The organism is Fodinibius sp. AD559 (genome assembly GCF_052712805.1).
Map to the genome: position 1 here is coordinate 342,646 of NZ_JBQPVW010000002.1, position 15,329 is coordinate 357,974.

Annotated in this window: 9 protein-coding genes and 2 riboswitches; of the genes, 4 read left to right on the top strand and 5 right to left on the bottom strand. The window is 43.4% G+C overall.

Annotation, left to right across the window (positions count from 1 at the left end; translation table 11 throughout):
* Window positions 1-271 precede the first annotated feature (271 nt).
* Window positions 272-1,090 (top strand): aldo/keto reductase, encoded by an 819-nt coding sequence (locus ACQ4LT_RS04505; RefSeq protein ID WP_445664825.1) that lies wholly within the window; start codon window positions 272-274, stop codon window positions 1,088-1,090.
* A 63-nt stretch (window positions 1,091-1,153) separates the two neighbouring features.
* Here ACQ4LT_RS04505 and ACQ4LT_RS04510 read toward each other — a convergent pair whose 3' ends face one another.
* From ACQ4LT_RS04510 to ACQ4LT_RS04530, 5 genes are all read right to left on the bottom strand, one after another.
* Complete coding sequence (locus tag ACQ4LT_RS04510) at window positions 1,154-1,885, bottom strand: acyl-[acyl-carrier-protein] thioesterase (protein ID WP_445664826.1); 732 nt, start codon at window positions 1,883-1,885, stop codon at window positions 1,154-1,156.
* Between the two features lie 122 nt (window positions 1,886-2,007).
* The gene (locus ACQ4LT_RS04515; protein WP_445664827.1) at window positions 2,008-5,040 is read right to left on the bottom strand and encodes an efflux RND transporter permease subunit; all 3,033 of its coding nucleotides are present in this window, start codon (window positions 5,038-5,040) and stop codon (window positions 2,008-2,010) included.
* Between the two features lie 18 nt (window positions 5,041-5,058).
* Window positions 5,059-8,346: an efflux RND transporter permease subunit gene (locus ACQ4LT_RS04520; RefSeq protein ID WP_445664828.1), complete on the bottom strand. Its 3,288-nt coding sequence runs from the start codon at window positions 8,344-8,346 to the stop codon at window positions 5,059-5,061.
* A 37-nt stretch (window positions 8,347-8,383) separates the two neighbouring features.
* Window positions 8,384-9,439 carry an efflux RND transporter periplasmic adaptor subunit gene (locus ACQ4LT_RS04525; RefSeq protein WP_445664829.1) on the bottom strand — a complete coding sequence of 352 codons (1,056 nt, stop codon included), beginning with the start codon at window positions 9,437-9,439 and terminating at the stop codon, window positions 8,384-8,386.
* A 182-nt stretch (window positions 9,440-9,621) separates the two neighbouring features.
* Entirely contained in the window at window positions 9,622-11,286 is a 1,665-nt protein-coding gene (locus ACQ4LT_RS04530; protein ID WP_445664830.1) for an amidase, read from the bottom strand.
* A 169-nt stretch (window positions 11,287-11,455) separates the two neighbouring features.
* Window positions 11,456-11,674: riboswitch (cobalamin riboswitch) on the top strand.
* Between the two features lie 27 nt (window positions 11,675-11,701).
* On the opposite strand from ACQ4LT_RS04530, the gene ACQ4LT_RS04535 reads away from it, so the two are divergent.
* From ACQ4LT_RS04535 to ACQ4LT_RS04545, 3 genes are read left to right on the top strand one after another with little or no spacing between them, the layout of a single operon-like run.
* The gene (locus tag ACQ4LT_RS04535) at window positions 11,702-12,892 is read left to right on the top strand and encodes an ABC transporter substrate-binding protein (RefSeq protein ID WP_445664831.1); all 1,191 of its coding nucleotides are present in this window, start codon (window positions 11,702-11,704) and stop codon (window positions 12,890-12,892) included.
* Window positions 12,892-13,968 (top strand): iron chelate uptake ABC transporter family permease subunit, encoded by a 1,077-nt coding sequence (locus ACQ4LT_RS04540; protein ID WP_445664832.1) that lies wholly within the window; start codon window positions 12,892-12,894, stop codon window positions 13,966-13,968. The genes ACQ4LT_RS04535 and ACQ4LT_RS04540 overlap by 1 nt, the downstream gene beginning before the upstream one ends.
* Window positions 13,968-15,005, top strand: coding sequence for an ABC transporter ATP-binding protein (locus tag ACQ4LT_RS04545; protein ID WP_445664833.1), 1,038 nt, complete (start codon window positions 13,968-13,970; stop codon window positions 15,003-15,005). Before ACQ4LT_RS04540 ends, ACQ4LT_RS04545 begins: the two co-directional genes overlap by 1 nt.
* 26 nt (window positions 15,006-15,031) lie before the next feature.
* Window positions 15,032-15,267, top strand: a riboswitch (cobalamin riboswitch).
* Window positions 15,268-15,329 lie beyond the last annotated feature (62 nt).

Sequence of the window (15,329 nt, forward strand, 5' to 3'; positions counted from 1 at the left end):
TAGTATTTGTTATTTTCTTAATTGAATAATTATTTGTTATATCTAATTTATATTATGACATAGTTTGGATTGCTTTCAAAGAGGATCCTTGATGATAGACTGGAATTTTTGCAGCTGATAGGCAGTACATATGCTATAAAAAATTATATAATAAAGAATAGATTTTTTGATCTAACCTACTTTCTCTATTTTCAGTGAATCATACAGTATATTAAACTGTTGAAAAAGTGACTTTAATTCTAACAATAATGGAGTACTCCTTTTAACACAAATGCAATATAAAAATATTCAGGGTCTTGAAGTGCCCGAAATTGGTCTTGGAACATACAAACTTCACGACAGAGAGTGTTCACAAATAGTACGGAAAGCGCTTGATATCGGCTATCGACATATTGATACTGCACAAATGTATAAAAATGAGCAGGCGATAGCTGAGGCACTAAACGTTTCAAATGTTCCTCGCGAAGATATCTTTCTAAGTACAAAAATTTGGCATACGAATCTCGAAGCTGATGATGTGCTTCAATCTACAGAGGAGACGCTGCGACAGTTAGATACTCCATATGTAGATTTGCTTATGATTCACTGGCCTAATGATCAGTATGATCTGCGTGCCACGATTGAATCTATGCTGGTGCTTCGTGACCAGGGAAAAGCGATGAATATTGGTGTCAGTAATTTTCCCTTGCACCTGCTTAAAAAAGTGAAGGAAGAGATTCGTGCTCCAATATTTTGTAATCAGGTTGAATTTCATCCTTTTATAGATCAGCTTGATTTACTGGATTATGGTATCGAAAATGATATTATGATTACGGCATACAGTCCATTGGCACAGGGCAAGGTGATGGAGAATGAAGAGCTGCAAGAAATTGCTGAAAAGTATGATAAATCTCCCGCCCAAATTTCTCTTCGCTGGTTGATTGAACAGGAAAATGTTGTTGCTATTCCAAAAGCTTCAAGCGAAGAACATCTGCGCGAAAACTTTGATGTCTTCGATTTCTTTCTCGAAGACGAAGATTTTGAACGTATTGATCAGCTTGAAAAATCAATGCGTCTCGTAAATCCAAGTTTTGCTCCCGATTGGGGATAATATTCTACTGAGCGAAATATAAATTATTCTGAGTGCCCGATACTTTTAGAGTGTCGGGCATTTTTAATTGGAAATGGCTTTGGCTAAAATTTTATTGTCTGATGCCCTTCGAATTTGATGATGGAAATATTGGGTGTTCGAGTTAGCAGAATGCTTTTTAACTTCTGCAATATCAGTATCTCCCAAAACCGATTCTGCTACAAATTGTATGTCAATTTCATTGACTGAAGAATCGTCTGGTAAACATGAAAGGGCCCATTCGATAAAACGCACATTATTTACGTGTCGATTGAGATCAAGATCTGTTTGTCGAACTTCAAATCGCTGTGAATAGTCCGCTTCATCTAATTCAGAAAAATTGGCATCAGTGACAGGAAGGACGTGATCGGTATTATCAGGAGCCATCTCAAGGATCTTTTGGGGGATACGAGCGGGGCGACGACTCTGGATATTCATGATGAGCCAATAGCTTAAAGATCTGCCGATAATATTATTGTCTTTACCCATAATTAAAAAATCTCGGTGAGCGCGTAGCCCATCGCCACTGGAGGGCCAGGTTTTTATTGTAATCGTTTCTCTCCAATCGGGGAAACTATCCATTTTCACATGAAGTCGATGTAATACCCAGGTAAGTTCATTTTTTTGCAGATCAGTAATGTCAAATTCGAGTTCGCGGGCATGATTTCCGGCAACTTCCTGAAGTAAGTTACAGATGGCGGGCAGTGTGGCCTGTTGATTAAAGTCAATTTCTGATGCCCTTATTTTAAAGGTTTCCTGAAAAGTTATCTCGCTCACTGTACTACTTTTAATTAAAAAAAGGAAGGTAAACAATCTGTTGGGTATCTGAAATAAAAGAAATCCCCGATACTTCTAAAGCACCGGGGATATTACCTGCAACTCGGAGTATTGTTACAGGATTATTTGCTTCGCCCTATTTGCCAGACTCTATTTCCCCATAATTTCACATCATCGAGGATGAGATAGATAGCCGGTAAAATGATAAGAGTAACCACAGTAGAAAAAGTAAGTCCGCCGACAATAGCTCGTGCCATGGGGAAGTAGGGTGGACCATCACCGCCAATTTGTGTAGTACCAAAGCAGAGCGGAACCAGCCCAAGTACGGTCGTCCCGGCGGTCATCAAAATAGGACGCATACGATCTTTACAGCCCTGTATGATGGCTCCAAATCTGGATGATCCCATCTCTCTCAGCTGGTGAATGTGATCTATCAAAACAATTCCGTTGTTGACCACTATACCCATCAGAATGAGAATGCCAATCATCGCCATAAATGAGAAGGTCGTCCCAGTGATAAAGAAAAACCAAAAGACTCCAACGATTCCAAAAAATATGGAGGTAATAATGCTGGAGGGAAATAGAACCGATTCGAAAAGCGAAGCCATTACCAGGTAGATCAAAAACATCGCTAACAATATATTAACAATCATTTCGTCCATTGCTTCCTGATCCTGCTGAAAACTACGGCCTTTACTCCATCCATAGCCTGAAGGATAATTAATTTGATTCAAAACAGGGAAGATCCGTTCTTGGGCCTTATCCATTGTTATGCCGTCAAGATTGATTGTGATTCCCAATGATGTTTGTCGATCTTCTCGCTGTATCGTTCTCGGACTGCGATCCATTTTATAATCGGCCAGTGATGCCAGCTGTACCGATTCCCCATTGCCAACACTTATCGGCAATTGCATAAGGTCTTCGATTGTTTTTCGATCAGACTCCTGAATAGCCAGAACGACATCTGTTTCTCCGTGTTCGCCACGGACTCGGCGTAAATTCATTCCTCGCATGGAATTAGAAACCAGGTTGGCCACTTGTTGTGAGGAGACCCCCATATTTCGCGCTCGTTCTCTATTCACTTGAACTTGAACTTCTTCGGTCCCGGTTTCGGCCTCTGATCGAACATCGGCAAGCCCCGGTACGTCTTGTAAGCGTCGCTCAACCTCCTCAGCAAGATCTGCAAGCACTTCCGTAGATTCACCAATTACAAAGACACGTAGTTGTTCACCACCGGTACGGTCTTGGTATTCAAAAGAGGGGTCGCCGATGGCAACTTTTGGCATTTGTTTTTCGATTTCTTCTTTGATGATGGTAACATCTTTTTGAGCATCGTCCTCATCCGTCAAGAGGATGGTTGAAGTTGCAGATCCAGTTTCGAAATAAGAGTATACTGCGTCAATTTCGAGGTCTTTTTTATTGGCATAAAGAAATTCTTCAATATGGGTTACGGATTCTTCAACCGTTTCGAGGGTATAGGTGTCATTGAGATTGTAATGTAATCGGAGTTCCCGAGATTCTGAGGATCCAAACATTTCTATATTAACGGCATTCATCGGTATGGCAACGCTTAAAAGTATGCCCATTATGAGGGCTACTGACAGGTATCTGCGCTTGAGTAACCAGCTGAGCATGTCCCCATACCAATTTTGCAGGCTATCAACCCAATCTGTTTGTTTTTTCTTTTCGGGTGGTGCTATTTTGGATGTCAGCAGGGGAATAACTGTGAGTGAAATCAAGAGTGATGCCGTAAGCGCCAAAATAATCGTAATGGCAACATGATAAAGCTGAATGGCGATCATTGAATCTTCACTGATAATGTTGGGCAGGAATACAATAATTGTTGTTAATGTACCTGCAGTAACAGCCATCCCCACCTGTTTGACGCCACGTTTTACGGCCTCAATTTTGTCATCCATCAAATTTTGGTTGCGATGGATGTTTTCAGTTACTACCACCGCATTATCAACCAGCATACCCACGGCCAGCATTAGTCCCATCATGGAAAGAATATTGAGCGAAAGTTCCATAAAGTATAGCAAACCAAGGGTAACAATCAGCGAAAAAGGGACAGCCAGGGCTACAATTAGAGTTGTACTGATGCGTCGCAAAAACAGGTAAAGGATGACGACAGAAAATAGGGCCCCTAAAAGTCCGGCTTTAAATAGTTCGGTAAGCGAACTGATTATTCCGGTGGCTTGGTTATGCATTTCAAAAATATTGATGCCCCTCATTTCGGGCAGCTTATTGACTTCATCAATTTCAGCTATTACTCGATCGCCAACTTCCACTGTGTTGGCACCGGACTCTTTAAAGACATCCAGACCAATGGCATATTTTTGGTCAAGGTGACGACCGTAATCGCGTTCGGGACTACCATAGCCAACTGTTGCAATATCTCTTAGTCTTAGATTGTCGGGTCCGACAACGAGATTGGCAAATTCTGCGGGTTTGGTAAGTTCTCCGGTTGGACGTACCAGATAGCGTTTACTGGCATCTTCAACTTTTCCTGCGGTTACCGAAAAGTTACTTTGCCGTAACCTTTGAGCAAGCTCATTAAGATTAATATTGTGTGATTTGAGTCGCTCGGGGATCAGCTCAATTCTGATTTGTCTTTGTTCAACTCCGTAAAGATCTACTTGGGCTACTCCCTGTATGCGTTCGATACGCTGTTTGAGGTTGCGATTTAACAGTTCATAGGCGTTTGACAGGTCACGGTCACTTGAAATCCGCAGGTTCATCATCGGATTATCTTGCGCGGAGAATTTATTGATGGTAAAACGTTCTAAATCGTCCGGAAGTTGATTTCGAATACCATCAATTTTTTCTTTGAGCTCCATCGCTTTAAGGCTGATATCCGATCCCATCTTAAACTGTACAAAGATACCGGCCTGATTTTCACTGGATGTTGAGCTTATCCGTTCGATACCGCTAATGGTAGCAATAGCTTCTTCGATTGGCCGGGTAATATTGTGATCGATTTCTTCGGGGGTAGAATTTTGATAGGGAACAGAAACATATGCTCCCGGAAAGGAGATATCGGGAAAATATTCCAGCGGCACCATCCGGCTGGCAATGATTCCGATAATCACAAAGCTGATAAAAATCATCATTGTAGTTACCGGCCGTCGCAACGAAAGATCAGTGAATTTCATAATAGCAGTTCCTCCGTTTTATTTATTTGATTGTTCGATTGCCGGTTGCTTCTTATACACTTTGCGATCCATAATTGCATACATCGTTGGTATAACGATGAGAGTTAATAGGGTCGAGATGATGAGACCGGCGATGACGGTGATGGCCATCGGAGCTCTTAGCTCGGCGCCATCCCCGAATCCGATAGCTAACGGGAGCAGTCCAAGCGTAGTTGTCAGCGTCGTCATAATAATAGGACGAAGACGCGATTTTCCACCCTCAAGGATAGCCTTGATTTTATTCATCCCTCGCTCGCGGTACTGGTTAATTAGATCTACCAATACAATAGCATTGTTTACCACAATGCCGGCCAGCAAAATTAATCCGATAAATACGACGACGCTGATTGTTGACCCGGTAATCCACAAACCGAGAATAGCACCAACCAGTGCCAGTGGAATGGTGAATAGGATGATAAAGGGATGAAGAAGCGACTCAAACTGTGAAGCCATCACCAGGTAAACCAGAAATACTGCCAGGGAGAGGGCAAAAAGGAGTGATCGGAATGAATCTGCCATCTCTTCGTTTTGACCGGTTACTTGCGCCTGTATTCCCATTGGTATTGTTGTTTCATTGATGATAGTACGAATTTCATCTGCAGCGGTGGCAAGGTCACCGTAGTTTAAATTAGCTGATATAATTGCAACGCGCTGTTGCGCTGCCCGACGGATTTCGCTCGGTCCGGTGGCAACTTCTACATTTGCAATGCTCGATAATGGGACCGAAGATCCGCTGTTTGGGTTGACAATAATATTTTGAATATCCTTGATTGATGAGCGATCCTGTTTTTTAGCACGGACCAGCACATCAACTTTTTGATCCCGCCAGGAATAGCGTGTTGCAACATCTCCCCGCACTTTACTGACGATGAGATCGGCAACTTCATGCACCTGCAGGCCAAGATATGCTGCCTTTGGACGATCAAAGGTGATTTGGATTTCGGGACTGCCCTGCTCCATGGTAGATTTTACGTCGGCAAAGCGTCCATTTGAGGACAATTTATCGAGAATATGATCACTGACCTTTTTCAGATCATCCAAGTTATAACCGGATATTTCGACTTCAACCGGAGTTTTAAACGTAAACAGAGCGGGTCGCGAAAACTTGTAGTTTAAGCCCGGAATCCGCTGTAAATCGGTCCGCAGCTCATCCATAGTACTCTCCTCCAAAGATCGCCCCGCACCGCTGGTTAGGGTAACATTCAGTTCCCCCCAGTTTTCGCCTCCCTGGTTGGGATTGGCATCCATCTGATTACCGGTTCCTGCCACGGCAAAAGTGGTTCGAATAGGATCAATATCACGAGCGGCTTGCTGGACATTTTGGAGGGCGCGGTCGGTTTGCTCAATAGGGGTTCCCGGGGGCAGATTGAACTCTACGTTAAATTCTCCCTGTGAAAGAGAGGGGATAAGTTCCATCCCCAATTGTGGTACCAGCATAAGCGATCCCAAGAGACTCAGAAAGGCAAAAGCAATAACCACGAAGCGGTGGCGTAATGACCATCGCAAAACATCAGGATATTTATCTTCCAGCGAGTCAAACCACTTTTCAAAAGCGTTTAATATAGGATTTAAAACAAACATCGCTCCCTTGCTTATGATGCTGATGACTTTGGAACTACCTTTAACGATATAACTTGGGATGGTTTCAAAAGTGAAGATTCGTGCTGTACGCATCCATCGGCCTACTTTTGTTTTAGGCTCTTTCAGTTTTGGCTTTTCAACTTCTGACTTTTCTCGTCCCGCTAAAGATGAAAGCATCGGGATTAATGTAATTGCTACAACTAATGAGGCAAGGAGAGAGAACGTTACCGTAAGCGCCTGATCGCGGAAAAGTTGCCCCGCTATACCGTGGACAAAAACAAGTGGAAAGAATACGGCAATGGTTGTGAGCGTAGAAGCAACTACAGCCATACCTACTTCTCCCGCGCCATCACTGGCAGCTTTTAGAGGATTTTTGCCCATTTCGCGGTGACGTGCAATATTTTCAAGTACCACAATAGAGTTATCAACGAGTAAACCGATGCCCAGTGCTATACCGCCCAGTGACATGATATTTAGGGTGATATCATTACCGTACATCAGGTTAAAAGTGGCAATGACCGAGACCGGTATGGACAGAGAAATAATAACGGTTGCCCAGAGGTTGCGAAGAAATAGGTACAGGATAATAATGGCTAAAATCCCGCCGATGATTCCGGCATCAACAACTTCGCTCACCGCAGAAGAAATAAAAGTAGATTGATCAAATACCTTAGTCATTTCCATCCCTTCGGGAAGACGATCAGAGAGATTCTCCATCTGAGCTTCTACATTATTGGCGACATTGACCGTATTGGCATCGCCCTCTTTATATATAGCTATTTCTACTGCTTCCTGACCGTTGAGCCGGGTGATAGCTTCCCGCTCTTTATAGCCTTGGCTTATTTCGGCAAGGTCTTTTAAATAAACGGGATTACCATCCTGACTGCTAACGACAACATCTTTGATATTCTCGACAGATTGAAACTGGTTGAGCGTCCGCACGAGATATTGTTGCGTACCTTCTTCCAGCCGTCCCCCGGATAGGTTTACATTCTCAGCCCCGAGCACTTGTGTGATCTGGTCGATCGAAATTCCAAGGTGCGACATCCGATCCTGATTAACAGCCACCTCAATTTCTTCTTCTAATCCACCGCTTATTTTAATGGAAGCAACCCCAAGTGCAGATTGCAAATCCTTCTTTATCTGTTCATCGGCGTATCGACGCAGTTGTTTGAGTTTGCTTATTCGTGCAATTGATTCCTCTTCCTGATAACTCGCATAATCAACGTTTTGGGGCTGGTCTGGGTCTTTATCCTTTATATAAAAAGCATATCGCATAATGGGATCCAGGGAGGGATCAAAACGAAGGATAACCGGGCGATCTACCTCCAGCGGTAGCTGTAAGGCATCGAGCTTTTCGCGCACGTCGATACTGGCGAAATCCATATCGGTACCCCAGGCAAATTCCAGCGTAACATCAGATTGCCCGGATCGAGAAATGGACCGTACTTGCTGTACATTCTTTACGACGCCCAGGGCTTCCTCAATAGGCTTACTTACCAGATTTTCAACCTCGGCGGGAGCAGCACCTTCAAAATCGGTTCGTACTGTCAGCGTAGGATAGCTGAGTTCCGGCAGCAGGTTAATATTCAATCGGCTGAGTGAAACCATCCCAAAAAGGATAATACCTATGGTAAACATGGCAATGGTTACCTTGCGGCGGATGGAAAAGTCAATCAATTTCATAGTGTATTCCCTTTAGATAATGATAAGCTAATGTTAGTTATAAGGATACGATATCAACCAAAGCGCTATCCTGAAGACTACTTTGTCCAATAGTGACTACGGTATCAGACGGTGCTAAACCATCAAGCACTTCGATATTATCTCCGTCGGAATAGCCGGTATTTATGTCCCTTCGGTGAGCCAGATTGTTTTTGATAACATATACACTGCTCATACCATCTTCCTCAATAACAGCACTCTTGGGTATCATGAGGGTATTTTGATGGGTGTCGTATACGATGCGTACGCGCCCGAACATCCCGGGTTTTAGCTGTTTTGATTCATCCCGAATGAATACGGTAACTTCAAAAGTACCCGTTTGGGGATCCACCGTCGGACTTACACGCAGCACCTTGCCTTCAAAAGTTTCGTCCTTAATGGCATCGACCTGGAGCAGGGCTTGTTGACCCTTCTGGATTTTCGACATTTCGTGTTCCGGAACTTTTAGAACAGCCAGAATAGGATCGAAATCAGTAATTTCAAATACCTCCTGATCGGTGTTAATCATGTTGCCAACTTTGATAAGTCGATCCGAGATAACTCCGCTAATAGGAGCTCGAATTTTTGAGTTCTTAATCTTTAGTTGTGCTAATTCGTATTCCGATTTTTGAGCTTGGTACTCATACTTGGCGTTCTCAAACTCCTGGGCACTGATAAGATTTTTCTTAAATAGCTCTTTTTTTCTATTCAGCTCATTTAACAGGCGATCCATCGTAGCTTTGGCCCGCTCAGCCTCTAATTCCAGCTGTTCATCTTCCAATTGGGCAAGTACCTCTTCGGCATTTACAAAGTCGCCTTCCTCGACCTTAATTTCTGTTATCATGCCTCGAACTTTCGATACTACCGTTGATTTATTTTCAGCTTCAAGTGTGGCTGTGCTTGAATAATAAGCTGAAATATCGCCGTTTGTGGTTTTGGCAATTTCAACCGGAATAGCAGAAGTGGAATCTTCGTCACTCACATTTTTTGACTGTGATTCTGAACTACAAGAACTGGCAGCAATCGACAGGCAAAATAGTGACCCTAAAACAACCCAATTTGTTAACGTCTTCATGTATTTTTTTCTGATTTTGAAAGATTTCCAATTAAGAACGATCTGTTTTGCATTACGGACAGTTCAGAAAAAATGTTACGGAGTTTTTTAAGAGAGAAGCCGTTGTTATATATCAGAAATAAAAAAGGCTGCATGTAATTTACACGCAGCCAAAAGAGAAGAATGTTTTACCTCTACCTAATTTATTGAGTAAACATTTTGGGATGTTTGGTATGAAAATCTGTGGCCTGTTGATATTCTTGCGCAACACCTAAAATTAGTCCCTCATCAAATAGTTCACCAATAAAAGTGATACTTGTGGGTTGTCCCTCATCCGTAAAACCATTGGGAACAATGACAGAAGGATGTCCCGTTAAATTAGTTAGCAAGAGGTTATTATCCCCGTAGGTGGGAGATAGGTACATATCTACTTGCTGCATTACCGAATCCATTTTTTGGATAAGTACCTGTCGGGCGCGGTTTGCTTGAATATATTCCACAGCCGGGATAAAGCGTGCGGATCTAAATAGGTTTGGCCAGGCTGATTTTCCTTGTCGAACCATCTCATCATCTTTGTTGCTAAGGGTGAGCTGATCAAAGGCGGCTGCCCCTTCTGCTGTTAAAATAAAACTGAGATCTAAGACAGGGTAATCCGGTAGCTCAATGGGAACGAGTTCTGCCCCAAGCTCTTTGAGTTTTGCCAGTGTAAGACTGTCTCGCTGCCGATTATCATAATCACTTTTAAATGCAGATTCCAGATATCCGATTTTTAAATCAGTGACATCAACATCTGATTTGTAATTAAAGGGAAGATCAAACACTGTTTGGTCTTTTCCATCCGGACCGTGCATAGCATGAAAAACGAGAGCGGCGTCTTTAACAGAACGAGTAATGGGACCAACTTTATCCATGCTCCAGCTTAATGCCATAGCGCCGTGACGGCTTACGCGTCCAAAGGTAGGGCGCAGCCCGGTTGTTCCGGTTCGGTTGGATGGAGAAATAATAGAACCCCATGTTTCGGTTCCGATAGCAAAGGGAAAGAGTCCGGCTGATGTACCCGCTGCCGAACCTGCGGACGATCCGCTGGATCCCTGTTCAAGATTCCACGGATTGCGGGTTTTGCCATCAAACCAAACGTCACCATAGGCCAAAGCACCCAAGGTTGTTTTTGCTATTAAAACTGCACCAGCTTCTTCCAGCTTTTTAGCGACTGTTGCGGTTTCGTTGATTCGTTGGTCTTTGTAAGGGGTAGCTCCCCAGGTGGTTTTGTATCCTTCAACAGCAAATAAATCTTTTAGCCCATATGGAATTCCGTGCAACGGTCCTCGATAGGTTCCATTAGCAAGTTCCTGATCCATCTTTTTGGCTTGCTTTAGAGCCATTTCTTCAGTGACAGTAACGATAGCCTCGAGCGTATCGTCGTATTGATTAATGCGATCAAGAAAGAATTTTGTGAGTTCAACAGAGGATATCTTCTGTTGTTTAATTAATGATGCGAGCTCTTCAACGGTATAAAAAGCGAGATCAGATCGCTTTTTTGGGATTTTAACATCCTCCGGTAAATTCCAATTGTTCGGTTGTTCTGTTTTGTTGATCGTTTTGCCCGGTGGAATAGGATTGAAATTCAGCGCCGGCGGAACACTGTTATCTAGTTTTAGGTCTCGGATGCTTTGATATGATTCTCTATTGTTTTCAAGTTCAGTAATCATTGAATCCCGTTCTGCCGGGGTAAAGTCGATCCCGATTAATTTCGAGGCTTCGGAAATAACTTGTGGTGTGATGTCATCATCCAAAAAATGGACGGAAGTGAAAGCCAGTAAAAATCCAAGGAATAAGCCTAAAGAAAGCGCGCCAAATCGTTTGATCATAACAGTTATTAGATTAGTGAAAAGTTAGAATGGTAATATAAAAGAGTGATACAGAAATGGAAGCCGTATTACATGCTTTAATCTTTTGATATGAGCTCTTCATCAAGTTTATTCAAAATTGGCTTATCAATATTAATACCGTTATTATCACATGCAGAATATAATTTTTACTTACTGATTCAATACAGGTCTGTATTTCGTTTGAGATACAGTTAAAACGGGAATCCGGTGCTCCCAAATATTTTGAGGAAAGTCCGGAGCAGTCCCCGCTGCTGTAAGCTCCAACAGCTTTTGATCCTTCATAAACCACTGTCCTGAGAAGTGTAGGGACGGGAAGGTTGTCGAAAGTGGAGTAAGCCAGAAGACCTGCCGGTATTGATGACGGAAACAAGCTTTCGGAGGAAAAGCTAAATCCATGAAACGAACACGCTTACGATTTTTTTTCAGACCTATACTTTTTGGGGGATGGTTGATTTCATCTCTTTTGATTGGTGGATGTGGACCTGAAAAAGATGCCGATCCCCAATCTCATTCAAAGAACTTTGAACAGGTACAATTCGCTGATTCTGTGCATGCGGAATATGCGGAAGGATTTCAGATTACCTATCACGAAAACTATAAATTGTTGGAGATTCTAAAGCCCTTTCAGGATCAGGTAGACACCCTTCGATATTCGTTGGTACCGCGCAACATTGCCAATGAAGTAGAGGTTGAGAATACGAGGGAGATTCCTATCCCCATAAACAATCTTTTAGCAACTTCTACGACGCATATTGGATTGGCAAAAATGCTTGATGCGACGGATATCATTACCGGCATGGTAGGGGCAGATTATGTTTACAGCGAGGATATTCGAAACAGGTTGGAGAAAGGTGAACTGGTGAGCCTGCCGCAAGGAGAACTGAACAAGGAAAAAATATTGTCGATGGATCCCGATTTGCTGATGATTTCCGGCGGACAGTCCTCACAGTTCGATAATGTAAAGATTTTGATGGATTCCGATATTGATGTGATGGTCAACTCGGAATGGCTGGAAACAACTCCGCTCGGCAAGGCGGAATGGGTCAAAGTTCTGGCTGCACTGCTGAATAAAGAGAGCTTGGCCAATGAGAAATTTAGCGCGGTAGCAAAACAGTATAATCGTCTTAAGTTTAAAGTGAGTGGCGTAAATGATAAACCATTGGTTATCAATAATATGCCTTATAAAGGAGCCTGGTTTGTGTCGGGCGGAGAAAGCTTTACTGCTCAGTTTTTGAGAGATGCCGGGGCCGATTACCCTTGGTTTAGTTCTGATGAGACCGGAGGATTGCGAAAGAGTTTTGAAGTGATTTATGAAATTGGATTACAGGCAGATATTTGGATCAATCCCGGTGCGGCAAACTCAAAAGAGGATATCTTGGCAAAAGATTCTCGATTTAAGGACTTCAAACCGTTTCAAACAGGTCAAATATATAATAACAATAAGCGAATGAGTTCCTCTGGTGGTAATGATTTTTGGGAGTCAGGTGTGGTCCATCCCGAAATAATACTGGCTGACCTCATTAAAATCTTCCATCCGCAGCTGTTGCCCGATCACCAGTTCCATTACTATCAGAAAATTGATTGATGACGAATCAAACTGCAGACATAACGCCGCGGCATAAGACGGGGATTCGTCCGCTTTATTTTGGAGTGTTGATTGTCAGTCTTGCAATACTTTTGCTGGTAAATTTAGCATTGGGATCGGTAGATATTCCCCTGGGAGATATTGTTCAAATTTTGGTTGGGCGAGAAGCTGCCAGCGATGCTTGGAATAAAATTATAATTAACATCCGTATTCCACGGGCCGTAACGGCTGTTTTAGCAGGCAGTGCGTTATCAGTAGGTGGATTGCTTATGCAAACGCTGTTTCGCAATCCGCTGGCCGGCCCGTCGGTGCTGGGTATTACCGCAGGAGCAAGCCTCGGTGTAGCCATTGTAATGTTGGCTGGCGGAACCATTACCAGTATTTTTGCTATTCAGCAACTGTCAGCATTCGGTAGTTGGGTTATTGTGATTGCCGCCAGTTTGGGTTCGGCTGCTGTGCTATTATTGATCCTCCTTATTTCTATCAAAGTTCGCGACAACGTAACACTGTTAATTATCGGATTGATGATTGGGAACCTGACGATTGCGCTGGTTAGTATTTGGCAGTATTTTAGCCGACCTGAGCAGATTCAGGACTATCTCATTTGGACGTTTGGTAGCCTTGGCGGGGTACCACTTGATCAGCTGTGGATATTGGCCGTGGTAACACTCGTTGGGGGCGGAATTGCGATGGCACTTTCAAAACCGTTGAATGGATTATTATTGGGAGAAAATTATGCCCGAAGTATGGGGCTGTCGGTTTCTGGTTCTCGTATCTGGATTATTGTGAGTACCAGTTTGTTGGCAGGAGGAATCACCGCTTTTTGTGGACCTATTGGATTTGTGGGCATCGCCGTCCCTCATCTAACTCGATCATTGATGGGGACCAATGATCACCGTGTGTTAATTCCCGCCACCTTACTGATGGGGGCTATCTTATTGCTTGCGTGTGATATTGTTGCGCAAGTGCCGGGATCAACAACTACGCTGCCCATTAGTGCCGTTACCTCTATGGTAGGATCGCCCGTTGTTATCTGGGTAATCATCCAGCGTAAAAACTTGCAGGCTTCATTTTGATGAGCAAACAGTCATCTATCATATCGACCAAGGAATTGGATATTGGGTTTTCTGCAAAAGGGCGGAGGAAGTCGCCTACGGTTGTGGCCTCTGATATAAATGTAGTGCTGCAGGGCGGACAGGTTGTATGTCTGTTAGGTCCCAATGGATCAGGGAAATCTACTTTGATTCGAACGTTGGCTGATCTGCATAACCCATTGGGTGGAGAGGTGTTACTTAATGGCAAGAATTTAAATCAACTTGCGGTAAAAGAAATTGCGCAAAAAGTAAGTACCGTTTTGACCGACCGTATTACGATAGGGAATATCAGCGTTTATGAGCTGGTGGCCTTTGGACGGTCGCCCTATACCGGCTGGTTTGGATCACTCAACAAGAAAGATGAAGAGATTGTGGAATGGGCTATTGCTTCGGCTGGGATTGAGCAGTTTGTCGATAGGGATGTGTTGCATCTTAGTGATGGAGAACGGCAAAAGGTGATGATTGCCCGGGCGCTGGCCCAGGATACGTCTGCCGTATTACTCGACGAGCCTACAGCCCATCTGGATCTACCGAACCGGGTAGAAATTATTCGGTTACTGCGAAAGCTGGCTCATGAGACCCAAAAAGGTATTTTGTTGTCTACTCATGAATTGGATCTGGCCCTAAAAGCGGCCGATACCTTGTGGCTTATCAGCCGTGAAGGGAAAGTGATAACGGGAACGCCGGAAGATCTTGTTTTGGATGGGACCTTTGAATCCGTTTTTGAAAAAGATAGCTTCGATTTTGATCGTAGCACCGGCTCCTTTACGCTGCATAATCCAAATAAAGAGGCGATTTATTTGACCGGTGATGCTGTACCGACTTTTTGGACGCGGCGCGCACTTGAGCGCGAGGGATATAAGGTAGTCGAAAATAACGGAACACCTCTTCAGGTTGAAGCTCGTTCAAAACAAAAAGCGTTTGAGTGGAAAATTATTTCAGAAGAGAAAGAACATTGTTATACATCCATAAATGATCTGTTAGGTGGATTGAGAAAAAATAAGAAATTGCACCAATAGGTTTTGATTTATTCGACGCACCTCGTATTTTCGGCTCGTGCATTGGTTCCCATCTTCGAAATATTTTTGGGATGGGATTAAAAGGGAATCCGGTGCTCCCGATTAGATTTCGGGAAAATCCGGAGCATTCCCCGATGCTGTGAGTTCCATAAGCTTTTGATCTTTCTTGAACCACTGTTTCTCTCGGTTTTAACCGGGATGGGACGGGAAGGTTGTCAAAGGCGGAACAAGCCAGAAGACCTGCCAACGCACAGCATTCGTAGCTTTCGGGAGAAAAGCGAAGAGTAAATATCGTTTCTGACTATCAGAGCGTATTTATACCTT